The organism is Vibrio sp. Isolate33, assembly GCF_022397895.1.
GTDB classification, from domain to species: domain Bacteria; phylum Pseudomonadota; class Gammaproteobacteria; order Enterobacterales; family Vibrionaceae; genus Vibrio; species Vibrio pomeroyi.
This window is the reverse complement of sequence record NZ_JAKEUP010000015.1, coordinates 48,412-74,463: the sequence shown is the minus strand read 5'-3', so window position 1 is coordinate 74,463 and position 26,052 is coordinate 48,412. Positions and strand designations below refer to the sequence as shown.

At 44.7% G+C, this 26,052-nt stretch carries 29 protein-coding genes; 17 read left to right on the top strand and 12 right to left on the bottom strand.

Features of this window, described 5'->3' with window-relative positions; all coding sequences use genetic code 11:
• Positions 1 to 17 precede the first annotated feature (17 nt).
• On the top strand, positions 18 to 1,742 hold the full coding sequence (gene ptsI, locus L1D37_RS18525) for a phosphoenolpyruvate-protein phosphotransferase PtsI (protein ID WP_048660880.1): 1,725 nt from the start codon (positions 18 to 20) through the stop codon (positions 1,740 to 1,742).
• 106 nt (positions 1,743 to 1,848) lie between these two features.
• Positions 1,849 to 2,358, top strand: coding sequence for a PTS glucose transporter subunit IIA (crr, locus tag L1D37_RS18520; protein ID WP_004737851.1), 510 nt, complete (start codon positions 1,849 to 1,851; stop codon positions 2,356 to 2,358).
• Positions 2,359 to 3,098: 740 nt separating this feature from the next.
• Here the strand turns inward: crr and L1D37_RS18515 are convergent.
• The 4 genes from L1D37_RS18515 to L1D37_RS18500 form a co-directional block, all read right to left on the bottom strand.
• Positions 3,099 to 4,232, bottom strand: a complete 1,134-nt coding sequence (locus L1D37_RS18515; protein WP_102300543.1) for a flagellin — start codon at positions 4,230 to 4,232, stop codon at positions 3,099 to 3,101.
• Positions 4,233 to 4,528: 296 nt separating this feature from the next.
• Positions 4,529 to 5,662, bottom strand: coding sequence for a flagellin (locus tag L1D37_RS18510; protein WP_239848744.1), 1,134 nt, complete (start codon positions 5,660 to 5,662; stop codon positions 4,529 to 4,531).
• A 121-nt stretch (positions 5,663 to 5,783) separates the two neighbouring features.
• Positions 5,784 to 6,707 (bottom strand): Dyp-type peroxidase, encoded by a 924-nt coding sequence (locus L1D37_RS18505; RefSeq protein WP_210441524.1) that lies wholly within the window; start codon positions 6,705 to 6,707, stop codon positions 5,784 to 5,786.
• 65 nt (positions 6,708 to 6,772) lie between these two features.
• On the bottom strand, positions 6,773 to 7,234 hold the full coding sequence (locus tag L1D37_RS18500; RefSeq protein WP_017632486.1) for a DUF2919 domain-containing protein: 462 nt from the start codon (positions 7,232 to 7,234) through the stop codon (positions 6,773 to 6,775).
• A gap of 109 nt (positions 7,235 to 7,343) precedes the next feature.
• Between L1D37_RS18500 and L1D37_RS18495 the strand changes: the two genes are divergently transcribed.
• Together L1D37_RS18495 and L1D37_RS18490 are read left to right on the top strand one after the other, a co-directional pair.
• The gene (locus L1D37_RS18495) at positions 7,344 to 7,688 is read left to right on the top strand and encodes a DUF2956 domain-containing protein (protein WP_239848743.1); all 345 of its coding nucleotides are present in this window, start codon (positions 7,344 to 7,346) and stop codon (positions 7,686 to 7,688) included.
• Between the two features lie 12 nt (positions 7,689 to 7,700).
• Positions 7,701 to 8,033: a DUF4156 domain-containing protein gene (locus L1D37_RS18490; RefSeq protein ID WP_239848741.1), complete on the top strand. Its 333-nt coding sequence runs from the start codon at positions 7,701 to 7,703 to the stop codon at positions 8,031 to 8,033.
• Positions 8,034 to 8,101: 68 nt separating this feature from the next.
• On the opposite strand, the gene L1D37_RS18485 is transcribed toward L1D37_RS18490, so the two are convergent.
• The gene (locus tag L1D37_RS18485; RefSeq protein WP_004741665.1) at positions 8,102 to 8,389 is read right to left on the bottom strand and encodes a helix-turn-helix domain-containing protein; all 288 of its coding nucleotides are present in this window, start codon (positions 8,387 to 8,389) and stop codon (positions 8,102 to 8,104) included.
• 205 nt (positions 8,390 to 8,594) lie between these two features.
• Here L1D37_RS18485 and L1D37_RS18480 point away from each other — a divergent pair, with 205 nt between their 5' ends.
• The 4 genes from L1D37_RS18480 to L1D37_RS18465 all read left to right on the top strand — a co-directional run bounded on the left by L1D37_RS18480 (position 8,595) and on the right by L1D37_RS18465 (position 11,114).
• A complete protein-coding gene (locus tag L1D37_RS18480; protein ID WP_017096839.1) occupies positions 8,595 to 8,942 on the top strand; it encodes an ArsC family reductase in 348 nt (115 codons plus the stop codon).
• Positions 8,943 to 9,039: 97 nt separating this feature from the next.
• On the top strand, positions 9,040 to 10,176 hold the full coding sequence (gene dapE, locus L1D37_RS18475; RefSeq protein WP_239848740.1) for a succinyl-diaminopimelate desuccinylase: 1,137 nt from the start codon (positions 9,040 to 9,042) through the stop codon (positions 10,174 to 10,176).
• A gap of 45 nt (positions 10,177 to 10,221) precedes the next feature.
• A complete protein-coding gene (locus tag L1D37_RS18470) occupies positions 10,222 to 10,896 on the top strand; it encodes a M15 family metallopeptidase (RefSeq protein WP_239848739.1) in 675 nt (224 codons plus the stop codon).
• An 8-nt stretch (positions 10,897 to 10,904) separates the two neighbouring features.
• Positions 10,905 to 11,114 (top strand): DUF2897 family protein, encoded by a 210-nt coding sequence (locus tag L1D37_RS18465; protein WP_132941891.1) that lies wholly within the window; start codon positions 10,905 to 10,907, stop codon positions 11,112 to 11,114.
• 147 nt (positions 11,115 to 11,261) lie between these two features.
• On the opposite strand, the gene bamC is transcribed toward L1D37_RS18465, so the two are convergent.
• Both bamC and dapA read right to left on the bottom strand, forming a co-directional pair.
• Positions 11,262 to 12,308 (bottom strand): outer membrane protein assembly factor BamC, encoded by a 1,047-nt coding sequence (gene bamC / locus L1D37_RS18460; protein WP_239848738.1) that lies wholly within the window; start codon positions 12,306 to 12,308, stop codon positions 11,262 to 11,264.
• A 48-nt stretch (positions 12,309 to 12,356) separates the two neighbouring features.
• On the bottom strand, positions 12,357 to 13,235 hold the full coding sequence (gene dapA, locus L1D37_RS18455) for a 4-hydroxy-tetrahydrodipicolinate synthase (protein WP_017632493.1): 879 nt from the start codon (positions 13,233 to 13,235) through the stop codon (positions 12,357 to 12,359).
• Between the two features lie 374 nt (positions 13,236 to 13,609).
• On the opposite strand from dapA, the gene L1D37_RS18450 reads away from it, so the two are divergent.
• Together L1D37_RS18450 and bcp are read left to right on the top strand one after the other, a co-directional pair.
• Positions 13,610 to 14,152: a glycine cleavage system protein R gene (locus L1D37_RS18450; protein ID WP_017632494.1), complete on the top strand. Its 543-nt coding sequence runs from the start codon at positions 13,610 to 13,612 to the stop codon at positions 14,150 to 14,152.
• A gap of 12 nt (positions 14,153 to 14,164) precedes the next feature.
• A complete protein-coding gene (bcp, locus tag L1D37_RS18445) occupies positions 14,165 to 14,635 on the top strand; it encodes a thioredoxin-dependent thiol peroxidase (RefSeq protein ID WP_239848737.1) in 471 nt (156 codons plus the stop codon).
• Between the two features lie 146 nt (positions 14,636 to 14,781).
• Here bcp and L1D37_RS18440 read toward each other — a convergent pair whose 3' ends face one another.
• Both L1D37_RS18440 and L1D37_RS18435 read right to left on the bottom strand, forming a co-directional pair.
• Positions 14,782 to 15,858: an AI-2E family transporter gene (locus tag L1D37_RS18440; RefSeq protein ID WP_017629427.1), complete on the bottom strand. Its 1,077-nt coding sequence runs from the start codon at positions 15,856 to 15,858 to the stop codon at positions 14,782 to 14,784.
• On the bottom strand, positions 15,851 to 16,090 hold the full coding sequence (locus tag L1D37_RS18435) for a sulfurtransferase TusA family protein (RefSeq protein WP_017629428.1): 240 nt from the start codon (positions 16,088 to 16,090) through the stop codon (positions 15,851 to 15,853). The genes L1D37_RS18440 and L1D37_RS18435 overlap by 8 nt, the downstream gene beginning before the upstream one ends.
• A gap of 178 nt (positions 16,091 to 16,268) precedes the next feature.
• On the opposite strand from L1D37_RS18435, the gene L1D37_RS18430 reads away from it, so the two are divergent.
• The 4 genes from L1D37_RS18430 (at position 16,269) to L1D37_RS18415 (ending at position 19,223) form a co-directional block, all read left to right on the top strand.
• Positions 16,269 to 17,723 (top strand): M48 family metallopeptidase, encoded by a 1,455-nt coding sequence (locus L1D37_RS18430; RefSeq protein ID WP_017629429.1) that lies wholly within the window; start codon positions 16,269 to 16,271, stop codon positions 17,721 to 17,723.
• A gap of 115 nt (positions 17,724 to 17,838) precedes the next feature.
• Entirely contained in the window at positions 17,839 to 18,189 is a 351-nt protein-coding gene (gene arsC, locus L1D37_RS18425; RefSeq protein WP_017629430.1) for an arsenate reductase (glutaredoxin), read from the top strand.
• Between the two features lie 6 nt (positions 18,190 to 18,195).
• A complete protein-coding gene (gene wrbA, locus L1D37_RS18420; RefSeq protein WP_239848736.1) occupies positions 18,196 to 18,789 on the top strand; it encodes an NAD(P)H:quinone oxidoreductase in 594 nt (197 codons plus the stop codon).
• Positions 18,786 to 19,223 (top strand): DUF2069 domain-containing protein, encoded by a 438-nt coding sequence (locus L1D37_RS18415; protein WP_239848735.1) that lies wholly within the window; start codon positions 18,786 to 18,788, stop codon positions 19,221 to 19,223. Before wrbA ends, L1D37_RS18415 begins: the two co-directional genes overlap by 4 nt.
• A gap of 109 nt (positions 19,224 to 19,332) precedes the next feature.
• On the opposite strand, the gene L1D37_RS18410 is transcribed toward L1D37_RS18415, so the two are convergent.
• The gene (locus L1D37_RS18410) at positions 19,333 to 20,586 is read right to left on the bottom strand and encodes a DUF2066 domain-containing protein (RefSeq protein ID WP_239848734.1); all 1,254 of its coding nucleotides are present in this window, start codon (positions 20,584 to 20,586) and stop codon (positions 19,333 to 19,335) included.
• 278 nt (positions 20,587 to 20,864) lie between these two features.
• On the opposite strand from L1D37_RS18410, the gene L1D37_RS18405 reads away from it, so the two are divergent.
• Positions 20,865 to 22,103, top strand: a complete 1,239-nt coding sequence (locus L1D37_RS18405) for a uracil-xanthine permease family protein (protein WP_065583985.1) — start codon at positions 20,865 to 20,867, stop codon at positions 22,101 to 22,103.
• A 140-nt stretch (positions 22,104 to 22,243) separates the two neighbouring features.
• Here L1D37_RS18405 and upp read toward each other — a convergent pair whose 3' ends face one another.
• Positions 22,244 to 22,870, bottom strand: a complete 627-nt coding sequence (gene upp, locus L1D37_RS18400) for a uracil phosphoribosyltransferase (protein ID WP_017060716.1) — start codon at positions 22,868 to 22,870, stop codon at positions 22,244 to 22,246.
• Between the two features lie 169 nt (positions 22,871 to 23,039).
• Here upp and purM point away from each other — a divergent pair, with 169 nt between their 5' ends.
• Together purM and purN are read left to right on the top strand one after the other, a co-directional pair.
• Positions 23,040 to 24,080: a phosphoribosylformylglycinamidine cyclo-ligase gene (purM, locus tag L1D37_RS18395; protein ID WP_017088931.1), complete on the top strand. Its 1,041-nt coding sequence runs from the start codon at positions 23,040 to 23,042 to the stop codon at positions 24,078 to 24,080.
• A 292-nt stretch (positions 24,081 to 24,372) separates the two neighbouring features.
• On the top strand, positions 24,373 to 25,047 hold the full coding sequence (purN, locus tag L1D37_RS18390; protein WP_239848733.1) for a phosphoribosylglycinamide formyltransferase: 675 nt from the start codon (positions 24,373 to 24,375) through the stop codon (positions 25,045 to 25,047).
• A 117-nt stretch (positions 25,048 to 25,164) separates the two neighbouring features.
• Here the strand turns inward: purN and L1D37_RS18385 are convergent, their stop codons facing one another.
• Entirely contained in the window at positions 25,165 to 26,010 is an 846-nt protein-coding gene (locus tag L1D37_RS18385) for a class II glutamine amidotransferase (RefSeq protein WP_239848732.1), read from the bottom strand.
• Positions 26,011 to 26,052 lie beyond the last annotated feature (42 nt).

The window sequence follows — 26,052 nt, the reverse complement described above, 5'->3', positions numbered from 1 at the left end:
ACAACTAAGGTAAGGCTATGATTTCAGGCATCCTAGCATCTCCTGGTATTGCTTTCGGTAAAGCACTACTACTTCAAGAAGATGAAATTGTCCTAAACACTCAATCTATCTCTGACGACCAAGTTGAAGCAGAAGTACAGCGTTTCTTTGACGCTCGTAACAAATCTTCTCAACAACTTGAAGTTGTTAAGCAAAAAGCACTTGAAACTTTTGGCGAAGAAAAAGAAGCAATCTTTGAAGGCCACATCATGCTGCTTGAAGATGAAGAGCTAGAAGAAGAGATTTTAGCACTCATCAAGAAAGACAAGATGCACGCAGACAACGCGATCCACACTGTGATCGAAGAGCAAGCTGTTGCACTAGAGTCTCTTGATGATGAGTACCTAAAAGAACGTGCAACTGATATCCGTGATATCGGTACTCGTTTCGTTAAAAATGCACTAGGCATCAACATTGTTTCTCTAGCAGACATCAATGAAGAAGTTATCCTAGTTGCTTACGACCTAACGCCATCTGAAACTGCACAAATCAACCTAGACTACGTTCTTGGTTTTGCTTGTGACATCGGCGGTCGTACATCTCATACTTCAATCATGGCACGCTCTCTTGAGCTTCCTGCTATCGTTGGTACTAACGATATCACTAAGCAAGTTAAGAACGGCGACATGCTTGTGCTAGACGCGATGAACAACAAGATCATCATCAACCCTTCTGAAGCTGAACTAGCAGAAGCTAAGAAAATCAAAGCAGATTTCGAAGCAGAAGCGGCTGAACTAGCAAAACTAAAAGATTTGCATGCTGAAACTCTAGACGGTCACCGTGTAGAAGTTTGCGGCAACATCGGTACAGTAAAAGACTGTGACGGTATCCTGCGTAACGGCGGTGAAGGCGTTGGTCTGTACCGTACTGAATTCCTATTTATGGACCGTGACGCGCTTCCTACTGAAGAAGAGCAATACGTTGCTTACAAAGAAGTAGCAGAAGCAATGGAGGGCGAGTCAGTGATTATCCGTACTATGGATATCGGTGGCGACAAAGACCTACCATACATGGACCTTCCACAAGAGATGAACCCGTTCCTAGGCTGGCGTGCAGTACGTATCAGCTTGGATCGTCGTGAAATCCTACGTGACCAACTACGTGGCATCCTACGTGCGTCTGCACACGGTAAACTACGTATCATGTTCCCAATGATCATTTCTGTTGAAGAGATCCGTGAACTGAAAAAAGCAATCGAAGAGTACAAAGTTGAACTTCGCGCTGAAGGCCTAGCTTTCGATGAAGAAATCGAAATCGGCGTAATGGTTGAGACTCCAGCAGCTGCTGCAATCGCACACCACCTAGCGAAAGAAGTATCTTTCTTCTCTATCGGTACTAACGACCTAACGCAATACACTCTTGCGGTAGACCGTGGTAACGAAATGATTTCTCACCTATACAACCCGCTATCTCCTGCTGTTCTTACAGTAATTAAGCAAGTGATCGATGCATCACACGCTGAAGGTAAGTGGACTGGTATGTGTGGTGAGCTTGCTGGTGATGAGCGTGCAACGCTACTTCTTCTTGGTATGGGTCTAGATGAGTTCTCTATGAGCGGTATCTCTATCCCTAAAGTTAAGAAAGTAATCCGTAACTCTAACTTCGCTGAAGTTAAAGCTATGGCTGACGAAGCACTATCTCTACCAACAGCTGCTGAAATTGAAGCTTGCGTAGAAAAGTTCATCGCTGAGAAAACTCAGTAATCGCCAATCGCTTAATAACGTTAGACGGCTAAAAATAGTCGTCTAATTTGTTAGATTGGTATAGTATATTCTACAGAATAAAACTAAACGTTAGGAGCATGACACAATGGGTCTGTTTGACAAACTGAAAAAGCTTGTATCTGATGACAGCGCTGATGCTGGTGCAATCGAAATCATCGCACCTCTTTCTGGTGAAATCGTAAACATCGAAGATGTGCCAGATGTAGTTTTCGCTGAAAAAATCGTTGGTGACGGCATCGCGATCAAACCAGCTGGCGACAAAATGGTAGCTCCAGTTAACGGTACTATCGGTAAGATCTTCGAAACTAACCACGCATTCTCTATCGAGTCTGACGACGGTGTTGAGCTTTTCGTTCACTTCGGTATCGATACTGTTGAACTTAAAGGCGAAGGCTTCACTCGTGTAGCTGAAGAAGGTCAATCTGTTAAAGCTGGTGACACTATCATCACTTTCGACCTAGCGCTTCTAGAAGAGAAAGCGAAATCTACGCTTACTCCAGTTGTTATCTCTAACATGGACGAAATCAAAGAGCTGAACAAGCTTTCTGGTTCTGTAACTGTTGGCGAAACTCCAGTTCTTAAAGTAACTAAGTAATCTCGATTACTTATCTGCTTTAATTAAAACGCTACCTAAGGGTGGCGTTTTTTGTGCCTGCTGTATTTGTTCTATTCACGGCTTACCCTTTCTCAGTGCTTCTTCCGTAAGATACTACAACCCCACTATTAATCCTCACAAAACTGCCTACACAAACGTAAAAATAACGGATGTCTGTCTCTAGCTAACTTCTAGTTAAGTGGTGTTAGAATCCATTCCAGACACTAACCCTGCATATTGAGTGCTCTGTGTGAATTTCAGCAGATATAGATCCCTGATATCTCGTTCTACTCGATTCTGGGATGACGCTAAGCGCTCGCTCTGGTTTGCAGATAGTCATTTTTTTCCTTCATGACAAACATCGGTTCGCGAGAAGCTCCCCCCAAGAGAACAGATTCCTGATACCTTGTTCTACTCGGTTCTGGAATGACGGTAAAAGTCTTTATTCTAGCTGAGTCGTTACTTACGACGACCATCGCACTTACTATTGCAAAGCAATAGGATCATCATCGCCCTATTCCCGTCATTCCCTACAGTGAGGAACGAACGTGATAGGGAATCTCGCTTTTAACCTTTACCACTGACCTAAATTCTTAACTTTGCCAAATAACAGGCAATAAAAAACCCAGCCGAAGCTGGGTCTGTTTAGCGCTCATCTCTCACCACGAGCTAATTTGTGGAAGCCTTACGTCAACGCTTTGTCTCAACAACGCTTATAGTCAACGTGGCTTTTTAATCGATTAACCTAGTAGGCTAAGTGCCGAGTTCGGAGCTTGCTTCGCTTGAGCAAGAATCGAGCTTGAAGCTTGAGAAAGGATCTGAGACTTAGTCATCTGAGTCGTTTCTTTCGCGAAGTCGGTATCTTTAATACGGCTCTTAGATGCATTAACGTTTTCGTTAATGTTGTCTAAGTTGCTGATAGCGTGGTCGAAACGGTTTTGGAAAGCACCCAGTTCAGCACGGTGGCTGTCTACGTACTTAAGTGCCGCATCGATTACTGCTACAGACTCTTGTGCGCCGCCAACAGATGTTACGTCGATAGTATCAACCGTTACGTCTTTAGCTGCTTGAATACCTAGCTCACCCGCAAGACCGCCAGAGAAAGACACATCGCCGCTCACTTTGTTGTTACCTGTGAACATTTGTAGCTTGCCGTCTTCAGTAACAGATGCTTTAACAGAATCTTGTTGACCGTTGATGTAAGTCGCTAGCTCTTCGATATCGTCACCCGCTTTTGCGCTGATGTCGATTTCTTGTGCTTGACCGAAGTTGTCAGTGAACGACAATTTTAGGTCGTTAGAACCCGCTTGAACGTTCCAGTCTTTGTCTTTCGCGTTCTCAGTTTGGTAGCTCTTACCACCCATCTGAGCGTTATCAGAGCGCATGTCTTTCAGTTGAAGCATTACCGCTTCACCGTTGTCTGCACCGATTTGGAATGATTTAGTACCGTGAGTACCGTTAAGCAGTTTGTTACCACCAAAAGACGTCGTTTCCGCGATACGGTTTAGTTCGTCGTTCAGTGCGGTCACTTCTTCTTGAATCGCTACACGCTCAGATTTTGAGTTTGAGCCGTTTGAAGATTGTAGTGACAAATCACGCATACGTTGCAGGATGTTCGTTGTCTCATTCATTGCACCTTCAGCAGTTTGTGCGATAGAGATACCATCGTTCGCGTTACGTACAGCAACATCAAGACCACGGCTCTGAACGTTCAAACGGTTCGAGATTTGTAGGCCTGCAGCGTCATCTTTTGCGCTGTTGATTTTAGAACCTGAAGCTAGACGCTCCATTGATGTTTGTTGTGCGCTGTTTGCGTTGTTTAAGTAACGTTGCGCTGTCATCGCTGAAACGTTTGTATTTACATTCACTGCCATGGTGATTTCTCCAATTGATTTTCCGATATAGCGGTTTCCGACGTCTCGGAAAACCAAGTAGTTATCTCTAAGTTACTTTTAATAACGGCGTGATTGACGAAACCTTTAGGAAAAAAACAACAAAATTAAAGAAATAGCGATAAAGGAGAAGAAAGCGTGACTGGCAGTAAAATTATCAAAAAAAGATGAGAAAAACGCTAAAGTTGCCGAGAAGTCAGTCGAGCGATAATTTGTATTTTAATTAACCAAATAGACTGATTAAGCTGAAATAACTTTATAAGATTTGAGCTAATTTATTAGCCTAACAAGGTTAAGGCAAGGTTCGGCGCCTGCTTTGCTTGAGCCAGTATTGTGGTGCTCACCTGCTGCAGTATTTGCTGCTTAAGCATTTGAGTGGTTTCCTTGGCGTAATCAGTATCTTTGATTCTGCTATTTGATGTCGCCAAGTTCTCATGAACATTTTCGAGATTATTAATCGCATGATCGAAGCGGTTTTGCATTGCGCCTAATTCAGAACGATGACTGTCCACATACTTCATGGCTGTGTCTAAGATAGAAACAGCACGTTGCGCACCACCCACATCGGCCACATTGATGTCATCGACTGATTCGTAATAACCCGCCGACATCGAAAGCTCACTGGCTAAAGAACCTGAGAAAGAGATAGTGCCCGCGGTATCTTCACCAGACATATAAATCTGAAGCTGACCGTCATCATTGACGGAAGCCGAAACCAGATCCGTTTGACCATTGATGTAAGTCGCCAGCTCTTCAATGTCATCGCCTGCTTTCGCATTAATGGTGATCTCTTGAGGCTGACCAAAACGGTCGGTAAACGACATCGTCATATCATTCTGATTGGATTTCACTTCCCACGAGTCATTGGCCATGCCATTCGCGACATAACTAAAACCGCCCATGTTGATGTCATCAGTACGCATGCTTTTCAGGCCAATCTGCACTGCTTCACCAGAACTGCCACCAATCTGAAATGACGTGCTACCAAAGCTACCGTTGAGGAGTTTTTTGCCACCAAAAGAAGTAGTCTCTGCAATACGATTTAGCTCATCGTTTAAGGCAGTAATTTCTTCTTGAATCGCTGTTCTTTCCGACTGGCTATTTGAACCATTGCTCGCTTGCAGTGACAGGTCTCGCATGCGTTGCATGATATTGGTGGTTTCATTCATCGCGCCTTCTGCGGTCTGCATAATGGAGATGCCATCATTCGCATTTCGAACTGCGACATCAATACCGCTCATCTGCACTTCGAGTCGATTCGAGATTTGTAGGCCTGCAGCGTCGTCTTTAGCGCTGTTAATACGGCTCCCTGAAGCCAAGCGCTCCAAAGATTGGTTCAGCATGTTGTTGGCATTAGAGAGGTTTCTCTGAGCCACCAGCGCTGAGACATTTGTATTAACAGTTATAGCCATAGACCTTCACTTACAAAAAGACGAATAAAACTCACGATTGCTCTTATATCGACCAATTCAGATAAAGCTTTAATAAAAAGGGAGCCCTGAGGCTCCCTTTGTTTATTCTATTTGAGACGACTTACTTAATCGTTAATGCACTCAACATCTCAGTTGAAGGAGCAAAGTAGTAAGCGCCAGTAACGGCTTTAGTAAAGCGAAGCAGTTGGTCTGTTTTGCCATCGGTTACGCCATACATGCTCTCTAACATCGCATCAAAGTTATGACGAACGTTACAGTAAGCAATGAACAGTAAGCCGTGATCGCCCGTTGCTGTGCCGTAAGGCAGGCTGTGACGAACGATTTTAAGGCCCTTGCCTTCTTCTTTGATATCCACACGGCCAACGTGAGACGCCGCTGGAACATCATCTAGTTCGATAGAGTCTGGCTTAGTGCGGCCAACCACTTTCTCTTGTGCCGATACGTTTAATCGGTTCCAAGCAGGTAGGTTATGCACAAAGCGTTGCACCATCACGTAGCTACCACCCGCGAATTCACCTTCAGGCACAATCGCCACTTCAGCGCGCTGCGCGTCTTTCGGGTTTTCAGTGCCATCAACGAAATCAGTCATGTCACGAGAGTCTAGGAAGCGGTAACCGTAAGTTTCATCAACCACTTCCACGTCCGCAGCTACTTCAGATAGCAATTTACGTAGGATGAAGAAGTGCAGATCATGTCGGTTTGAGTGACAGTGAATCAAAACATCAGACAGTGTGCTTGGTGCTGTCACATCACCTTCGCCAAGCGCAGGGAAATCAATTAGGTCAGATGGAGCAGCTTGCTCGAACTTATCCCAAAAAGCTTTTGAGAACGCAACCGACGCCGTTAGGTTTGCATCAGGTTGAGTTTGGTTTAGCTCGTCGATTAGAGTCGGAAGCTTTTGAATTTCTGCTAGTACATTAGCAGTATTAGCGTTCACTTTAAGTTGAACGTAAAGAGCGAAAGGCCCAGCTTCAGGCAAAATAGCACTTTGAACGTTAGGCTGCTCATTTGAAACATTAAGCATAGATTATTCCTTCCAGTTTTAGCTTCTAAGTATAATTGTGAATGGGACAAATGTTTTGATGAGAATCAGTCTTCGAGCTCAACCACTTTAAAGCAATCCCTTGCAGCATGGCTATTGGTTAGATAAAGCGCTAACCAAAGCAGCAACAATAGGGTGATGCCATTTGACCAACGGAACCATCCGTTATCCAAATAGATTAAATAAATCGTATGGGAGCCTTGTGCCAAGATAGCCATCATGGTCACCCCGCGCCCCCATGACACGACTTTGTTAAGGCGCTTTCTATCTGGAGATCTTAGCCCAAATAACCACATCAGTAGCAAACTAGGAACACTCAACGCAATTCCAACATAAAACATCTGATGGTCTGGGTAGATTATCTCAAGAATATCGGTTCCCGATTCTCGGCTTGCGCCTGCAACAATGAAAACGACCAAGGCTTTCGCAAGGAACAGCCAACCTAACCAGAGCAAGATTGGGGCTTTCAAAAAGCCGTGCTTGTCGTATTGTTCTATGGAGTACCGCACAAATCTCACTTTCACTTATTTTCAAACCAACACTTTAACGCAAATCATTCATACTTAACTAGCTTTGCGTTATCTTAGTAGCCAATCCGTTTTAATTATCGAACTCAGTATGAAAAAGAAAACTAATACGCCGTCTGTTGAATCTCAACAAGAAGCACTGAAGATAGCCAAAGCGACTCAAAAGCCAGCTCAAACCAAAGAACAAACTAAACTGATTGCTCAGGGTATCGAGAAAGGCATCGCACTGTATAAGAAGCAGCAAAAAGAGCGCAGCCGCCAAGCCGATAAAGCGAAGAAGCGCGTACAGAAAGAGAAGCAGACTCAACAAGCTAGTCAAAACCAAGAAGACACGATCGAAACAAGTGTTGAAACACCATCAAATCACGCCACTAAACTGCCGTGGTTACTACTGATTGCAAGCTGGATAGGCTTCGCGATTTATTTGATGCAATAGCAGGGTAAACGTATGAAAAAGGAATTAGTCGCTTTGGCTATGAGTGGCATGTTACTGGGATGTACAACGCCCACATCAACGCCTCATAGTAAAGCGGACAAGGTACAAATGGATTACCACGGTCTGATTAACATCGAGCAATGTGAATATAAAGGGGAAGTCACTGGCAGCGAAGGTCACTGGTACAGCTACTTGTTCTTCCCCAATGACACCCTGATTCAAGGTGCTATCAATGAGCTTAAGTCGAATGCCATTGAGCTAGGCGCAGACACCGTTATCTTTACCCTTCCCCAAGACTTCAGCACTTCCGTGACTATGCTCGGCACAGCCTACCTATGTGAGTAAGCAAATAAAGCGGCATATCGATATGCTTTGATTTTATGACGCCCAAAAGAAAGCCAGCTTTCGCTGGCTTATGCACTAAATCCAAGGCTTGTTGCTATATCGCCTTTACGTTCTAGAACCCACTGACTGTCAAATGGTCCCCAGTCGGATAACTGGTAATAACCATCATTATGACGTCGCCCATCTTGAACAAACATAAGTTCGATACCGATCCCCGGTAACGCCTTGAGTACATCTTGAATAGTACGACGAGGCCAACCCGTTTTTTCGATGAGTTTAGGCACATTTGGCCTATCAAGGCTTTCGACTAACAATGCTAAATATAGCCGCCTTGCAAAAACAGGACTCAACTCCATTGACACCTCCTATATATGTGCAACTCAATTATTTCTTTTTTCGCTGACAACATGTTGAGGCTGATCAATAAGTCTCCAATAGTGACATTTTCTTACTGTTTTTTTTCGCTCAATGAAATATTCCTCACTCTATTTTGTCTGAATTGCCTCTTCCTGATAGGATTCAACTCATAACAATGAAATAAAATCACCCAAAGGAAGAATAATGACTATCACTATGTTTGGTATCCCAAATTGTGACACCATCAAAAAAGCAAAGAAATGGCTCGAAGCTGAAGGTATCGAGTTCGAATTTCACGATTATCGCAAACAAGGCATCACTGAAGAGCTAGTAACAAGCTTCTGTTCAGAGCTTGGTTGGGAGCTTGTGCTAAACAAACGTGGTACGACTTATCGCCAACTTTCTCAAGAGCAAAAAGACACATTAACGGAAGAAAAAGCCGTCGCTCTGCTTGTTGAACAACCAGCAATGATTAAGCGCCCTATCTTGAAAGTCGATGGCAAGCTTCATATTGGCTTCAAAGCAGACCAATACGCTGCTATTTTTGCGTAATAAGAAATATTAGAACAGATAACAAAGCGTTGAACTTCCCTCTGTTCAACGCCTGAAATTAATGACTAGACGTTTTATTTAAACAAGGAATTCAAGGATGACAGATAGCCCAACTTTGGCTCTGGCAAAAGACCTCATTAGCCGCCAATCGGTAACCCCTGAAGATGCTGGCTGCCAAGAGCTGATGATTAATCGCTTAAAAGCACTCGGTTTTGAAATCGAAGTAATGGTATTTGAAGATACAACGAACTTTTGGGCTCGTCGTGGTACTGAAGCGCCTCTGTTTGCCTTTGCTGGCCACACTGATGTTGTTCCTGCTGGTCCGATTGATCAGTGGAACACTAAACCATTCGAACCGACTATCGTAGACGGTTTCCTACACGGCCGCGGCGCAGCGGATATGAAAGGCTCTCTGGCTTCGATGATTGTTGCAGTCGAGCAGTTCATTGCGGAGCATCCAGACCACACAGGTTCAATCGGTTTCCTTATCACATCGGATGAAGAAGGTCCGTTCATCAACGGTACCGTACGTGTTGTTGAAACTCTGATGGCACGTGGTGAGAACATCGACATGTGTATTGTTGGTGAACCATCAAGCACTGAGTTCGTAGGCGATGTTGTGAAGAACGGCCGTCGTGGCTCTATCACAGGCGATCTAACGATTAAAGGTACACAAGGCCATGTTGCCTACCCTCACCTAGCAAACAACCCAGTACACAGTTCTCTGCTTGCTATTAATGAGCTAGCAACAACTGAGTGGGATAAAGGTAATGATTACTTCCCACCAACCAGTTTCCAGATTCCAAATGTGAGTGCGGGAACAGGTGCGTCAAACGTAATTCCTGGTGAGTTTAATGTTCAGTTTAACCTGCGTTTTAGCACCGAGTTAAGCAACGACATCATCGTTGAGCGCATCACAACAACACTCGACAAGTATGATTTCGAATACGACCTAAAATGGACATTCAATGGCGACCCGTTCTTAACAGATGCAGGTTCACTGCTTGATGCTATTGTTGATGCTGTGGGTCACGTCAATGATGTGAAACCAGCTCTGCTAACGACTGGCGGTACGTCTGATGGTCGCTTTATTGCGCGTATGGGCGGACAAGTGGTTGAACTAGGCCCTGTGAATGCAACGATTCACAAGGTTAACGAATGCGTGAAGGTAGCCGATTTAGAAAAGCTAACTGACATGTACGAAAGAACATTAGTGAACCTATTCGCTAAATAGTCTTTCATCAGCGATTCATAGCATCTAATTATTGAGAGACTCGTTATGACACCAGAGCAGCTTACCGGACAATCAGATTCTCACCTAGAGCCTAGCCTGATCGGCACCAAGACCTTCTTGGTCCACAGTGAGGTTAAGAATGACCTGAGTAATTTGATTGAAGCTGCTCAACTCGCTGGTTTTAAAATGGAGATTGCCAGTGGCTTTCGCGACTATGAAAGGCAATCTCTGATTTGGAACCGTAAGTTTTCTGGCGAAGCACCGATATTAGATTCAGAAAGCCAACCTCTTGATCAATCAACACTGACTGAACATCAAAAGTTATCGGCTATTCTGAGATGGTCTGCTCTTCCCGGTGCGAGTCGTCATCATTGGGGTTGTGACTTCGATGTTTTTGCTCGTAACCACTTACCTGAAGGCATACAGCTGCAATTAGAACCATGGGAATACTTTACTGGCCACCAGCAAGCGTTTTACCAATGGCTATCGGCTCATGCTGCGCAATTTGGGTTCTTCTTTCCTTACAGCCAAGATTTGGGTGGTGTAGCGATAGAACCTTGGCATATTAGCCATCGTAACGTTTCGGAGTCGTGTTTATCACAGTTATCTCCCACTTTACTTGGCAAGCAACTCCAATCTAAGCCAATATTAGGGTATGAGATTATTATGGAGCAGCTAGACGAGATCTACGCCCGCTTCGTAGCGAATATCAGTCATTAGGAGCGCTTATGTTGGAGTGGCTTACAAACCCTTGGGTTATCATCATCATCGTGGTTAGCGTTGTGGTGGGTAACATCGCAGCTCTTAAACAGACCGCCAATATGGATCTGACTGGTCGTGGTAAAACAGAGCGAGACTTAGATAAGCTCAATCGCTTGGATAAACAGAATCAAGAGAAAGCTCAAAAAGAAGAGTCTAAAGACAGCAAAGACGTTTAGCCTTTTTACTTTGGTAAACTCGCCGACTTAACCAATAGACTGCTGAAAACGAATACAAAAAAAGAGGACACAGTGTGTCCTCTTTTTTATTGGCTTTAGCTCATCACAGAGCTGGTTTTACTCAGCTCTGAAACGGCTTAAGTTCGACTACTCAGCTTTCGCTTCTTTGTCATCTTTGGTTTGGTCAGCGATATGCGCGAGTACCGGAACCATTGACTTAAGTAGCTCTTCTTCTACTGGTTTACCCGATGCATCCGTTACGTTAATCGACGTACGGTTGCCAAGGTCACCAAATAGGAAGTTGTAAGTGCCTGGCGCTAAATCGATAGGCTGTAGGCCAATTTCTTCCCAGAACTCATCATCTGGCGCGGCGTACTTAGCTTTCACTGTACCTTGAGACTGGTTACGCTCTTCAAGCTCAAAGCCCATAGCTGGCAACAAGCTTGGCAGACGCTGCCAGAATACATTGTATGGTGTTCGAGCAATAATCACAGGGAAACCACTACGGTCAGCACCCATTGAAATTGGAATACGCTTCACCAACTCTTGCGCTTTCAGCGCCGCTTCAGCACGAAGGTTTTCATCGTACTTAGCCATTACTAAGTTAGTTAGGAACGCGTTATAACGCTCTTTATTAGTAGCTGTTACCGGCTTCACTTCAGAGCCTTCACGCCAATCAATCAGGTTAATCTTGAAGCCGTGGCGGTTATTCGCTTGGAAACGAGAGATAGAGTAGCGGCTGCCAATCTCTACATCTTCATCTTCAGAAACCCAAGTTACCCAATCAGTCTCAATCTCATTCTCTGATTGCTCACGAATGCCGATGCCACGCTGAGTTAGCATGTCTACAGCGGTTTGCCATACACGGTCTGCCTCTTCAGCACGAAGAAGCCATAGTGTCACTTCACCATTTTGACGCTCAGCACGAGCTCCAGGGATCAGCTCAAGCACTTGTTGCGGTGGACGAATATCCACTTCACGACCTGTACCACCACTGAATTCACCGCTTGGGATGTCAAAATTTGGGTAGAACTGAGGCTGAGCATCTTCAGGCAACTGCCATTGTGAAAACTCAGGTGTTTCTAAGTATTCGAAATCATCTTTGGCTTGGCGACGTTGAGTCGGGCTACCAGAACATGCTGTAAGAACGAAAACAGCCAGTGACCCAATCACTAGCTGGTGAGAATACTTCATTTATACTCCTAAATGCCGAAGGTTCGCTTCGGCATCACTTCATACGTTTTAGTAAATGCACGCTTCAGTCATTGCTTGAGCAACAACAGGTTGAGCTGGTTCTGACAGTTCAGTCAGCGGTAGACGTAAGCCACCTTCAGCAATCAGACCCATTTTATGAACCGCCCATTTTACGGGAATAGGGTTAGACTCAACGAACAAATTCTTATGTAGAGGCATCAAACGCTCATTGATCGCTTCTGCTTCTTCAAACTTACCTTCTTTCGCTAGTTTGAACATGGTTGCCATATCAGCGGCTGCAACGTTGTTAGTTACAGAGATCACGCCATCGCCACCACGCTTAACAAATTCTAGACCTGTTAAGTCATCACCACTTAGTAAGATAAAGTCTTCGCCACAAAGTTCACGGTGAATTGCAATTCTGTCGAGATCACCCGTCGCATCTTTAAGTGCAACGATGTTTTCGATCTCAGCAAGGCGAGCAACTGTCTCTGGTAACAAGTCGACAGCGGTACGACCCGGTACATTGTATAGGATTTGAGGAACGTCACTTACTTCAGCAATTGCTTTGTAGTGTTGGTACAAACCTTCTTGAGTCGGTTTGTTGTAGTAAGGCGTTACGCTCAGGCAACCAGCAATGCCAGAACCATTAAGTAAACGGCTGAATAGCACAGACTCGTGAGTTGCGTTTGCACCCGTACCAGCGATAACAGGAATACGACCATCAGCAAATTCAACGATCTTATTGACGACTTTGACATGCTCTTCAATTGTGAGTGTTGAAGACTCACCTGTTGTGCCAACCGCAACCAGACCATCACTACCTGCAGCAACATGGTGATCAACCAACTTTTTAAGGCTGTCGAAATCCACTTCGCCATCTGCGTTAAATGGCGTAACTAGCGCAACGATACTTCCTGAAAACATGTCTATCTCCCTTAATTTATTCTTTTTGCATGTTACTGTAAGCCCATCAATAAACACAAGACATTAAAGTGGCTTAGCGGCAACATCTGCAGTAAATATTGTCGTATGTTTGAGGTAAAACGACTTCTAACGGCGTTATACCTGTAATTTGGGTAACCTGCGCTCAATCTAGCGGATAGCGCATCACCGGATGTCAGTAACAAGTAAGCTGTCGCCTCACTTTGCTATCTCTGTTTTTAACGCTCTCGATATTCCTATCATTTGTTACCAACTAGACGCAAGGTGCCTCATAAAAAGCCCCGTCCATACGCTTATTCCTCAGGCTAACTGTGCTAACATGCAAGCATCAATGGAATATATAGAGACGTGATTTTATGACTCAACATCTAGTAATCACAGCTGTGGGCACTGATCGCCCAGGTGTATGCAACCAAGTGGTTCATTTAGTCACCCAATCAGGCTGTAACATTATTGATAGCCGTATCGCTCTGTTTGGCGAAGAATTTACGCTTATCATGCTACTGTCTGGAAAGGCAAATAACATTACCCGCGTTGAAACCACCCTGCCCTTGCTTGGCCAAGAGCACGACTTGATTACGATTATGAAGCGAACCTCGCCTCATGATGTTATTGAGAACTCCTACACGCTAGAAGTTTTCGTTGAGTCAGACGACAAACTCGGCCTAACCGAGCAGTTCACTCAGTTCTTCGCAGACCGAAACATCGGCCTCGATTCGCTTAGCGCGCAAACCATCAATAAGTCCAAGGTTCAGCTCGATAACGACCAATTCCATATCTCTATTACCGCTTCTGTGCAATCAGAATGTAATTTGATGCAGCTACAAGAAGAATTCAATTCGCTGTGTCAGAGCCTATCAGTCCAAGGCTCGCTCAACTTTATCAAAAACAGTCTTTAAAAAGGAAATGTCATGAATACGCTAACGGCTGGTGTTCCAGCACCTGCTTTTTCTCTTCCAGATCAAGATGGCAATATCGTATCTCTTGGTGACTTCAAAGGTAAAAAAGTACTTTTCTACTTCTACCCAAAAGCAATGACTCCAGGTTGTATTGTGCAAGCAGAAGGCCTGCGTGATATCAAAGCACAGCTTGATGACCTGAATGTGGTTGTTTTAGGTGTGAGTGTTGACCCAGTAAAACGCCTACCAAACTTCATTGCGAAGAAATCTCTAAACTTCACACTGCTGTCTGACGAAGACCACAGCGTTGCTGAGCAGTTTGGCGTTTGGGGTGAGAAGAAATTCATGGGCAAGGTATACGATGGTCTACACCGTATTAGCTTCCTAATTGATGAAGAAGGTCAGATTGAACACGTCTTCAACAAGTTCAAAACTAAGACTCACCACGAAGTGGTTCTCGATTACTTCAATCAAGAAGCTTAATCGTCGATTCTGGTTGAAGCACTAAGTTAAAGAAAGCTTTTTAACTGAATAAACCTCAGCAACACCCAAATTAAAAAGGCCGAATCTCACTGAGATTCGGCCTTCTTGATAATGGGTATTCGTTAATGCTTAAACGAAAACACTAATTAGTGCGAGTGCTCAGGGTCATCGTCTAATGCATGACTCGGTAAGGCATTCCAAACCGCTTTCACTAGCGTTGCCAGTGGGATAGCAAAGAACACGCCCCAGAATCCCCACAGACCGCCAAATACCAATACTGCAACAATAATCGCGACTGGGTGCAGGTTCACAGCTTCTGAGAACAGAACCGGCACTAACACGTTGCCGTCTAGAGCTTGAATGATGCCGTAAGCAACTAATAGCCAATAGAACTGAGGCTCTAGTCCCCATTGGAACAGGCCTACAATCGCCACTGGAACCGTCACGGCCGCAGCACCGATATACGGAATTAGAACCGAGAAACCCACCGCGACAGCCAATAGTGCAGAATAACGCAAATCCAAAATCGCAAAGGTCACGTAGCTCACACCACCAACGATTAGAATTTCTAACACTTTTCCTCGAATGTAGTTCGAGATTTGTTGGTTCATCTCAACCCAAACCTTGGTCGCCAGACGACGGTTCTTAGGCAGAACACCACTTGCCATTCTGATCATCTCTTCTTTGTCTTTCAAAAGGAAGAAGATAAGCAGTGGTACAAGAATTAGGTAAACCGCTAACGTTGCCAAGCTCACTAATGAAGCTAAAGAGCCTTTCACAACGCTTTCACCAAAGCCTAGTGCTTTGTTTTTCGCGTTAGACACAATCGACTCAACGATCTGCAGGTTTGCTAGCTCAGGGTAACGCTCAGGAATGGTTGCGATGAACTTCTGTAAGCCACCATACATGCTTGGAATATCATTGATAAGGTTACCTACTTGTTCCCAAATCGTTGGTACTAGACCAAACAGCGCAAGTAACATCACGCTAAAGAACATCATGATCACCAACATCACAGATGGGGTTCTTGGAACACCGAGTCTTTGAAGTTGGGTAACAGGCCACTCAAGCAAGTAAGCCAACACGATAGCCACCAATAATGGTGCTATAAGGTGACCAAAGAAGTAGATGGTAATAAAGCCGAATAGAATGATGGCAACCAAACTGACAGCATGGGGATCAGAGAAACGTCGTTTATACCAACGATTGACCATTTCAAGCATTTGACTGCAATTCCTTTTTAGTGACGAGGAGATGGTGGTAATTAGAACAAACCTCAGTGACGACGACATAGGCTTGCTTAGATAAAAACGTAACAATATCTTTCATCGAGCTGATGTCAGAGACATAAATTGACAATGTTTGCCCTACTTCTAACTTTACACTGTGACGCTTGGCTAATAATAGCGCCATTGGACAGCGCTCTTGGCGTAAATCTAGAATATTAGGTGTCATTCTTGAGCTCGATGCTTATTATAAGGGTCGTATTGTAATCTGTTTTTGAAAACGCGCCATCATTCATTCATCTTCCTTCATGATAGCGCACGCACTTGGCAAAGGTTAAATCAGATAAAGAACCAATTTGCATCGCACTTGTCTTACTGTCAGAAGAAACGGAGTATTACTGACTAATATGTTTAAACGCGCTCGCTCAATTGCTTGCTTATGCATCGCAGCTACATTAAGCACCCCAACGTTGGCGAATACCAACAGTTTGGAGCTACCAGATATCGGTACCGCTGCTGGCGGCACACTCTCTATTGACCAAGAACTTATCTATGGTGATGCCTACATGCGCATCATCAGAAGCAGCCAGCCTATTGTTAATGACCCGGTTCTAAACCTTTATATAGACACGCTGGGCCATCGCCTTGTAGCCAACGCAAATGATGTAAAGACACCTTTCCAGTTCTTTATGATCCGTGATCGCAACATCAACGCCTTCGCATTCTTTGGTGGTTACGTTGCTTTGCACTCAGGTTTATTCCTGCACGCGCAATCTGAGAGTGAACTCGCGTCTGTATTAGCGCACGAAATCGCGCACGTTACCCAACGTCACTTAGCACGTAGTATGGAAGACCAAGCTCGTCGTTCTCCTGCGACTATCGCTGCACTTGCGGCTTCAGTATTACTGGCGATTGCAGCCCCTGAAGCAGGTATTGCAGCCTTAACCGCAACAACTGCGGGTAACATGCAAAGCCAAATCAACTATACGCGTAGCAACGAGAAAGAAGCTGACCGCTTTGGTATCAACACGCTGGCAAAAGCTGGCTTTGATGTGAATGCAATGCCACGTTTCTTCGGCCGTTTGGCAGACGAATACCGCTATGCAAGCACACCACCACCAATGTTGCTAACTCACCCATTGCCTGAAGATCGTATTACAGATTCACGAGCTCGTGCACGCAGCTATCCACCATTGAAGTTGGCTCCATCTCTGGATTACCACCTAGCAAGAGCTCGCATCGTGGCACGCTATGCAGGCATCAATAATGATGCGTCATTGGACTGGTTTTCACGTCAATTGAAAAAGGCACCAAAAGAGATCGTCCCATCTTTAGAATACGGACAAGCGTTGGTTTATCTCGACTCTAAGAAGCTAGACAAAGCAGAACCGATTCTGACCAAGCTTATCAACAGCGATCCGACCAACCTGTTTTATTTAGATGCTATTTCTGATCTTCACATTGAAAAGAAGCAGCCTGAGATTGCGATTAAAGAACTTAAATCTGCACTGGTTCGCCAGCCAAACAACCCGGTTCTGACCATTAACTATGCGAATGCCTTAATCGAAAAAGAAGATCTTACAGAAGCCGTTCGCGTATTGCAGCGTTATACGCACGATAATCCGAACGACACCAACGGTTGGCACCTGCTTTCAAAAGCCAACACCAGCCTTGGGAACAGCGACGAAGATCTTGCCGCTCGTGCAGAAATTTTGGCACTGCAAGCGAACTGGAACAAAGCGATTCAGTATTACACGCAGGCGAGCCAAATCGCAGAACTCGGTAGTCTAAAGCAAGCCCGCTACGATGCTCGAATTGATCAGCTGATGATTCAGCGTGAACGTTTCTTGTCACTGCAATAAGTAGGATTGATTAACAAAGACTCGTAGCAAAAAAAGAACGCTCAACGAATACAATGAAGCCACTCGAATGGCTTCTACTGAATAACGAAATCAAAAATAATAATGAGGAAGAACCATGTCTGTCGTGATTTATCATAATCCACGTTGCTCAAAGAGCCGTCAAACGCTTGAACTACTTGAAACAAACGGTGTACAGCCTGAAGTTATCAAGTACCTAGATACGCCTTTAACTGTTGAGCAACTGAAAGTGCTTTTCACTCAACTGGGTTTTGACAGTGTTCGCGAGATGATGCGTACCAAAGAAGCGGATTACAAAGAAGCAAACTTGGGTGATGCATCAGTCACTGATGAAGATCTTTTCTCAGCAATGGCAACCAACCCAAAACTGTTCGAGCGCCCTGTGGTTGTTGCGAACAACAAAGCAAAAATTGGTCGTCCACCAGAGCAAGTATTAGAGATTCTGTAATCCAATATGAGCATTAACATTCTTGTTCTTTATTACAGTCGCCACGGCAACACACAAGCTTTAGCAAGACAGATTGCACGAGGGGTGGAGTCCATCCCTGAGTGTGAAGCTATGCTGAGAACAGTGAACGACGTGTACACGGTAGAAGAGCAGCCCAATTCGCGTCACCAGCCAACCGACCCTATTGCAACATTACAAGAGTTACGCTCTTGCGATGGTTTAGCGTTAGGCAGTCCGGTTTGGTTTGGTAACATGGCAGGGCCAATGAAGCACTTTTGGGATAGCACGACATCACTGTGGATCAATGGCGATCTTATCGATAAACCAGCTTGTGTATTTACTTCTTCTTCATCACTGCATGGTGGTCAAGAAACAACACAACAAAGCATGATGTTGCCACTTCTTCACCACGGCATGTTAGTCGTAGGTATCCCCTACTCAGAGCCTGCGTTGCACACCACTCAAACCGGCGGCACACCTTACGGTGCAAGCAGTACCGGAGAGAGCGCTTCATTGAGCAAAGAAGAGATTGAACTGGCACAGAATCTAGGTAAACGCTTAGCGCGCATCGCCATCAACCAGAAGGGAATTTCTCAATGATGTATATGGCTGACAGGGCTATGTCTCCCCAGACAAAGTTATTCCGCTACCTTGCTTTAGCTGGCAACTTTTTACTATTAGGTTGGGTTGTGGCGTGGCAGATGACACTTTCCCCACATCCGCACCTGAGTAACACCACACTTGCGATTGCTTGGGCGGTACCGCTATTACTCCCATTACCGGGCATTCTAGCGGGTAAACCTTATACCCATGCTTGGGCGAACTTCGTCCTGATGCTCTACTTCCTGCACGCTTTAACCATCTTGTATATAGACGGTGGTGAACGCTTACTAGCGGCTGTAGAGCTGCTTCTGACGACATTAGGCTTTGCGGGTAATATCTTGTTTACTCGTTTTCGCGCCAAAGAGTTAGGCATCAAGCTGAAGCGCCTTTCTGAAGTAGAGAAGAAAGAGAAAGCGAAATTCGAGCAGTAATATTGATTCGTTACTCTTGAACTGACACTCGATAAACAAAAAGCCCCGCAGGATTACTCTTACGGGGCTTTTTTAGTGTTTCATTTTAATCAGTCATGTCAGCAGACAATTACGAACGAACCCATTCGTAGACCAAACTTGGCTTAGCATGCACTGGCGCAGTAATGGTTAACTCTTCCGTGTTAGATTCGTCTAGCGTAGCATCAGAAGAGCTTGTTAGCTCAGTATCTGTAGATACCTCGTTACCCTTAATCACTTGCACGCCTGAGTCAGTTTCCTCGCCTGTCACAGTGTTCGTTGAATCATCACCTACAGACATAGTGTTGTCTTGTGTTTCAAACTCAGGGCTAACTTCAGGTTCAATGTAAGACTCTTCAACTTTCGCTACTTGACGGATGCTTTCAACTTCTTGTTCAAACTCTTGTTGAGTCGACAATAAGTGGATACGGAAAGTCACTTCGTTGTTTTGAATCTTAAGGATATCTAGGCTTGCAACCGAGTTTAGACGCTTAAGTGCGTTCTCTAACTGGAAGAAGTCTTGAGCATTATTCAGGCTAATAAACTGCGTTAAAATCGACTCTGATGATTCACTTGCTACCGTCACAGCACTCTTGCCTGCGTAGTAGTTACTGATTTGGTCGACGAGCTTCTTAGACGTTGTTGCGCTGTTACCCGACAAAGAACCACTTACTGGCGATGTTGGTGCGCTCGTCAATTGACTTGGTTTTTGGTCGTACAGAGTCCAACGTAGGCCTGAAGGTTGAGCCTTAATCACCAATACAGCATCAACTGGATAGCGTTGACTCGCTTTACTGATTGGCGTGACAAAGCTGCCCCATAAATCGGAAGTCGCAATACCCGTAATATCATCAAAATCACCAACAGGCAGCGTCAAAGGCAAGCCACGCTCTTTTGCGTTCGCTTGTAAGCCTGCAGCCAGTTGTGAGTTCGAGTGCTCCCACACAATATTTTTGTCGTAGCTGTCTTCCTCTACAAGCCAAACCAAGATGTTTGAACGAGTATCAGGCCAATACGGCAATTGCGCTTGAGTTAATAGAGAACGGATTTGAGCACCGTTAAAACGCATACGCAATGTTGATTGGTCATTGCTTTCGCCAAAACTCATTTGAGACATGTACTGCGCACTCTTACGCATCGCCTTTTGAATCGTTTCATTTGAAGCGACATCAGTTTGGCCAGTCGCACGTATCAATACCTGCTCCATACCTGTATTTCTTGCCACTTGTTCTGGCTGTTTGTCTTCAGCGTTAATCGCAACTTCAGCACTAAAGATATCTACTTGAGTTAAGGCATAACTCGGAGAGGCTAATAGTCCCATCAACAACAATGCTATGTAGCGCATATTGATCCTAATATTCAAAGCTTGTGCCTTGATGATAAGCAACTATGGATTGAGGGGCAAGGTCGATAGCGCCCACTGTGTTTAATAACCACAAAATATCACCTGGCCATGATAAATCGCTAACTTATAAACTGAATTTTCCGGGCTTAGATGGATATAAAACATCACTAAGATAAATAAATTTGATCTATCTGGTGTAGCAATCGATTGCTAAGTGATAGAATCCCGCGAATTTTATTTTTCACTTTTCATATAACGACCATTTTTAAGGACATATCATGAAAAATGCTTTGCAAGGTGCGCAAATGCTGTTCGTAGCTTTTGGTGCGCTTGTACTCGTGCCGCTACTAACAGGACTTGATCCTAACGTTGCACTCTTTGGCGCAGGTATCGGTACCCTTTTATTCCAACTTATTACACGCCGTTCAGTGCCAATCTTCTTAGCGTCTTCTTTTGCATTCATCGCTCCTATCATGTTTGGTATTCAAACATGGGGCGTTGGCGCAACCATGGGTGGCCTTATGGCGGCAGGTGTTGTGTATGTATTGATGGGGGCATTGATAAAAGTCAGAGGCGTTGGCTTCATTCATAAGCTACTTCCACCCGTCGTCGTTGGCCCTGTAATCATGGTTATCGGTTTAGGTCTGGCGCCTGTCGCGGTAAACATGGCGCTTGGTAAGACTGGCGATGGTGCAGTTCAGCTTGTTGATGCAGACGCAGCACTTTGGATCTCTTCGATTTCACTACTAGTAACGATTGTCATCAGTGTGTTCTCAAAAGGCTTCCTAAAACTACTGCCTATCTTTGGTGGTATTGTTGCGGGTTACATCACCAGCTTGGTATACGGCGCGGTAGACTTCACGCCAGTGGCTCAAGCATCTTGGTTGGCACTGCCAAACTTCACAGCACCTGAGTTCAACATTAACGCTATCTTCTTCATGGTATTTGTTGCGATTGCACCTGCCGTTGAGCACGTTGGCGACATGCTTGCGATCTCTAACGTAACCGGCAAAGACTACCTTAAGAAGCCAGGCTTACACCGCACTATCACAGGTGACGGCGTGGCGACAATCGCAGCTTCTATGCTGGGCGCTCCGCCAAACACTACTTACAGTGAAGTAACAGGCGCAGTAATGCTGACGAAAGCATTCAACCCAGTAATCATGACTTGGGCTGCTGTAACAGCCATCGTTCTTGCATTGGTTGGTAAGCTAGGCGCGCTACTTCAAACGATTCCGGTTCCTGTAATGGGCGGCATCATGATTCTGCTGTTTGGCTCTATCGCAACCGTTGGTCTTAACACGCTAATCAAGAACAACGTTGACCTGCACAAATCACGTAACCTTGTGATTGTGGGCATTACTTTAGTCTTTGGTATTGGCGGCATGGCCTTTGGTATCGGTGACTTCAGCCTACAGGGCGTAAGCTTGTGCGGTATCGTGGCGATTCTACTTAACCTAGTACTTCCTGAAGAGCTAGGTGACAACACTGTGGTAGACAAAGCTCAAATCGATTAATCCTTCGGTAAGGCTAGATTCAAAAGAATCACAAACCGACAAGAGCAAAAAAGGAGAGCATTAAATGCTCTCCCTTTTTATTAATACGACTAATTCAGCGAGTTAAGAAACGGTTTAGAGTCACTTAAGCTGAAACCGAATTACTTAGTACCGAAGATCTTATCACCAGCATCGCCAAGACCAGGAACAATGTAGCCCTTGTCGTTTAGCTTTTCATCGATTGCAGCAGTGTAAAGCTCAACGTCTGGGTGCGCTTTTTCTAGAGCAGCGATACCTTCAGGAGCAGCAACAAGCACAAGAATCTTAAAGTGCTTACAACCTTTCTCTTTCATCAGGTCGATAGTCGCGATCATAGAACCACCTGTCGCAAGCATTGGGTCTACCACTAGAGCAATACGCTCGTCGATGTTAGATGCAAGCTTGTTGAAGTATGGTACTGGCTCAAGCGTTTCTTCGTCACGGTAGATACCAACAACACTGATACGTGCACTTGGGATGTGCTCAAGAACGCCGTCCATCATGCCTAGACCAGCACGTAGGATTGGCACTACAGTTACTTTTTTACCTTTAATTTGGTCAACTTCAACTGGACCGTTCCAACCGTTAATAGTTACACGCTCAGTTTCAAAGTCTGATGTCGCTTCGTATGTTAGAAGGCTACCCACTTCTGTCGCTAGCTCACGAAAACGCTTAGTGCTAATCTCACCTTCACGCATCAGGCCAATTTTATGTTTTACTAGCGGGTGTTTCACTTCAACAACTTTCATTTCCAACTCCGGCAATATTTAAACAAACCTGTAGATTATACACGAACTTTGTGGTTATTTCAGAATCTTTATTCTAATAAAAAAAACCGCGCAAACGTTTGCTCTTCGTAATCAAGCCCTGTTAGAATAGCGCCGTTTTCACATCCAACTTAAGTTCGAGGACTATCCCGTGAGTGGTAATACTTCTTCTCTAAGCTACAAAGACGCTGGTGTTGATATCGACGCAGGTAATGCACTAGTAGACCGTATTAAAGGTGCTGTTAAACGCACTCGTCGCCCTGAAGTAATGGGCGGTATTGGTGGCTTTGGCGCCCTATGTGAACTTCCAACGAAATACAAAGAGCCAGTACTAGTTTCAGGTACTGATGGTGTTGGTACTAAACTTCGCCTTGCTTTGGATCTGAAAAAACACGACACCATTGGTATCGACCTAGTGGCAATGTGTGTGAACGACCTAATCGTTCAAGGTGGTGAGCCGCTATTCTTCCTAGACTACTACGCAACAGGTAAGCTAGATGTAGATACAGCAGCAGACGTTGTTTCTGGTATCGCTGAAGGTTGTGTTCAAGCTGGTTGTGCACTAATCGGCGGTGAAACGGCTGAAATGCCAGGCATGTACGAAGGCGACGACTACGACGTAGCTGGCTTCTGTGTTGGTGTTGTAGAAAAAGCTGACATCATCGACGGTACTAAAGTAGCTGCAGGCGATGCACTTATCGCTGTTGGCTCAAGTGGTCCACACTCAAACGGTTACTCTTTAATTCGTAAAGTTCTAGAAGTGTCTGGTGCTGATAAGAATGAAGAACTAGAAGGTCGCACTATCGGTGAACACCTACTAGAACCAACTAAGATTTACATCAAATCAGCACTTAAGATGATTGCTGAGCATGACATTCATGCTATCTCGCACATCACTGGTGGTGGTTTCTGGGAAAACATCCCACGTGTACTTCCTGAAGGTACTAAAGCAGTGATTGATGGTAAGAGCTGGGAATGGCCTGCTATCTTCAGCTGGCTACAAGAGAAAGGTAACGTGGAGACATTCGAAATGTACCGCACTTTCAACTGTGGTGTTGGCCTAGTTGTTGCTCTACCTAAAGATCAAGCAGACGCTGCTGTTGAACTACTGAAAGCTGAAGGCGAAAACGCTTGGGTTATCGGTGAGATCGCAAACGCTGAAGCTGGTGAAGAGCAAGTTGAAATCAAATAAGTGATACGTTCGCTTACTTAGTCAATCAATGAGGACCTAATGGTCCTCATTTTGCTATTTAGCCCGCAGAAAACCTTAGTTTATGTAGGTAATATAGATACCAATCGTAGTAAGTAACTGGTCATCCTAGCTTGTTAAAACGCTCGATCACGTCGTTAGAAATTTTGATTGTAGGATAACTACTTATCTAAAATCTCTGCCTTGTTCTCAAGCCTTTTCCCTGCGCTATTTATGAGCACTTACTTACTGTGATTGGTATAAACTCCAGTTATTCAATCGTATGACCCACTCTATGAAAAACAATCACTCAAATAAAAACAGTCTCTCTCAGAAAAACATCGTTGTGTTAGTTTCAGGAAGCGGAAGCAACTTACAGGCAATCTTGGATGCCTGCGATAGCGATATGATTGACGCGTCAGTTAAAGCTGTCTTCTCAAACAAAGCAGAGGCTTTTGGATTAGAGCGAGCGAAAACCGCAGGTGTTGACGCTCATTCCGTGAATCCAAAAGACTTTGATTCACGTGAAGAGTTTGACCATGAATTGATGGTTCAGATCGATGCTTACCAGCCAGATTTAATCGTACTCGCTGGCTACATGCGAATCCTGAGTTCAGAGTTTGTTCGTCACTATGCAGGGAAAATGGTCAACATCCACCCTTCTCTGTTACCGAAATACCCAGGCCTACACACCCACCAACGTGCCATTGATGCGCAAGACAAAGAACACGGTACTAGCGTCCACTTTGTTACCGAGGAGCTCGATGGCGGTCCTGTGATCTTACAAGCTAAGGTACCGGTATTTGAAGATGATACTGCTGATATGTTGGCAAGCCGAGTGCTGACTCAAGAACATTGCATTTATCCTATGGTTTGCAAGTGGTTCGCGGAAGACCGTTTATCAATGCTAAATGGGCAGGCTGTGTTAGACGGTAAGACATTAGGTAAGCACGGTTACGCAGAAGAGTAATTCGTCAAACGACTCTCACGCGACAAATTGCTTAAAAACAAAAAGGCCGCTTACTGACTGATTAGTGCAGTGAGCGGCCTTTCGCTTGTTCGGGTTTAAGCAATACGATTTATAGTATTAGCTTAATGGCTCTGTCGGTGCTTGGCTCGCGACCTTTTTCGGCGCATAAGCAACGTCTTCCAATGCTTTATGGTTGTTGCCAATCAGCTCACCAAAATGAAACAGTGCGTATTCGCCCGGCTTCATTCTAAACCACTCTTCATTATCCGTAAGAGGTTGAGTTGCAACGACCGTCACCACATCATTCGGCGTGGTCTCTTCTTGGAAGTTAATCTCAACATCTTCATCAATTAAGCTCGCTTTACCAAAAGGTGCGCGTCTGGTTATCCAGTACAAATGGTTGGTACAGTAAGTCATAACGTACTCACCATCACTCAACAACATGTTGAAAACGCCTTTCTCGCGCAGCTTGTCACAACACTCAGCCACGAAACGAAACATACCTTCCATGTCTTGAGGTGGTTCAGGAAAACGTTCTTCTAATTGTTTCAGTAGCCAACAAAAAGAGAGCTCACTGTCCGTTTCGCCGACAGGTCTAAAACGCCCACTCACCAGATCATCGTAATCTGATAATTGACCATTGTGAGCAAAGGTCCAATATCGCCCCCAAAGCTCACGGGTAAAAGGGTGCGTATTTTCTAGATTAACACCACCGCGGTTGGCTTGACGGATATGACTGACAACAGCTTGGCTTTTAATTGGGTAGTTTTGAACCAACTCAGCGATCTTAGATTCACAGCTCGGATTCGGATCTTTAAAGGTGCGAAAACCCTTACCCTCATAAAAGGTAATACCCCAGCCATCACGATGCGGGCCAGTATTGCCTCCACGCTGCATAAGACCAGTAAAGCTAAAACAAATATCAGTTGGCACATTCGCGCTCATACCGAGCAATTCACACATGGTTTAATCTACTCCCTATTAAAACCAATGGAGCCACAAGCT

Excerpts from the sequence above, each read along its gene's own strand:
- L1D37_RS18405 (WP_065583985.1), top strand. The coding sequence starts at position 20,865 with ATGAAAAATGCTTTGCAAGGTGCGCAAATGCTGTTCGTAGCTTTTGGT.
- L1D37_RS18490 (WP_239848741.1), top strand. The coding sequence starts at position 7,701 with ATGAAAAAGGAATTAGTCGCTTTGGCTATGAGTGGCATGTTACTGGGA.
- dapE (WP_239848740.1), top strand. The coding sequence starts at position 9,040 with ATGACAGATAGCCCAACTTTGGCTCTGGCAAAAGACCTCATTAGCCGC.
- bamC (WP_239848738.1), bottom strand. The coding sequence starts at position 12,308 with ATGAAGTATTCTCACCAGCTAGTGATTGGGTCACTGGCTGTTTTCGTT.
- L1D37_RS18450 (WP_017632494.1), top strand. The coding sequence starts at position 13,610 with ATGACTCAACATCTAGTAATCACAGCTGTGGGCACTGATCGCCCAGGT.
- bcp (WP_239848737.1), top strand. The coding sequence starts at position 14,165 with ATGAATACGCTAACGGCTGGTGTTCCAGCACCTGCTTTTTCTCTTCCA.
- arsC (WP_017629430.1), top strand. The coding sequence starts at position 17,839 with ATGTCTGTCGTGATTTATCATAATCCACGTTGCTCAAAGAGCCGTCAA.
- L1D37_RS18495 (WP_239848743.1), top strand. The coding sequence starts at position 7,344 with ATGAAAAAGAAAACTAATACGCCGTCTGTTGAATCTCAACAAGAAGCA.
- L1D37_RS18515 (WP_102300543.1), bottom strand. The coding sequence starts at position 4,232 with ATGGCAGTGAATGTAAATACAAACGTTTCAGCGATGACAGCGCAACGT.
- L1D37_RS18440 (WP_017629427.1), bottom strand. The coding sequence starts at position 15,858 with ATGCTTGAAATGGTCAATCGTTGGTATAAACGACGTTTCTCTGATCCC.
- L1D37_RS18470 (WP_239848739.1), top strand. The coding sequence starts at position 10,222 with ATGACACCAGAGCAGCTTACCGGACAATCAGATTCTCACCTAGAGCCT.
- L1D37_RS18505 (WP_210441524.1), bottom strand. The coding sequence starts at position 6,707 with ATGCTTAATGTTTCAAATGAGCAGCCTAACGTTCAAAGTGCTATTTTG.
- L1D37_RS18485 (WP_004741665.1), bottom strand. The coding sequence starts at position 8,389 with ATGGAGTTGAGTCCTGTTTTTGCAAGGCGGCTATATTTAGCATTGTTA.
- L1D37_RS18415 (WP_239848735.1), top strand. The coding sequence starts at position 18,786 with ATGATGTATATGGCTGACAGGGCTATGTCTCCCCAGACAAAGTTATTC.
- L1D37_RS18430 (WP_017629429.1), top strand. The coding sequence starts at position 16,269 with ATGTTTAAACGCGCTCGCTCAATTGCTTGCTTATGCATCGCAGCTACA.
- L1D37_RS18480 (WP_017096839.1), top strand. The coding sequence starts at position 8,595 with ATGACTATCACTATGTTTGGTATCCCAAATTGTGACACCATCAAAAAA.
- L1D37_RS18435 (WP_017629428.1), bottom strand. The coding sequence starts at position 16,090 with ATGACACCTAATATTCTAGATTTACGCCAAGAGCGCTGTCCAATGGCG.
- L1D37_RS18385 (WP_239848732.1), bottom strand. The coding sequence starts at position 26,010 with ATGTGTGAATTGCTCGGTATGAGCGCGAATGTGCCAACTGATATTTGT.
- purN (WP_239848733.1), top strand. The coding sequence starts at position 24,373 with ATGAAAAACAATCACTCAAATAAAAACAGTCTCTCTCAGAAAAACATC.
- L1D37_RS18410 (WP_239848734.1), bottom strand. The coding sequence starts at position 20,586 with ATGCGCTACATAGCATTGTTGTTGATGGGACTATTAGCCTCTCCGAGT.
- L1D37_RS18510 (WP_239848744.1), bottom strand. The coding sequence starts at position 5,662 with ATGGCTATAACTGTTAATACAAATGTCTCAGCGCTGGTGGCTCAGAGA.
- ptsI (WP_048660880.1), top strand. The coding sequence starts at position 18 with ATGATTTCAGGCATCCTAGCATCTCCTGGTATTGCTTTCGGTAAAGCA.
- crr (WP_004737851.1), top strand. The coding sequence starts at position 1,849 with ATGGGTCTGTTTGACAAACTGAAAAAGCTTGTATCTGATGACAGCGCT.
- dapA (WP_017632493.1), bottom strand. The coding sequence starts at position 13,235 with ATGTTTTCAGGAAGTATCGTTGCGCTAGTTACGCCATTTAACGCAGAT.
- upp (WP_017060716.1), bottom strand. The coding sequence starts at position 22,870 with ATGAAAGTTGTTGAAGTGAAACACCCGCTAGTAAAACATAAAATTGGC.
- wrbA (WP_239848736.1), top strand. The coding sequence starts at position 18,196 with ATGAGCATTAACATTCTTGTTCTTTATTACAGTCGCCACGGCAACACA.
- L1D37_RS18465 (WP_132941891.1), top strand. The coding sequence starts at position 10,905 with ATGTTGGAGTGGCTTACAAACCCTTGGGTTATCATCATCATCGTGGTT.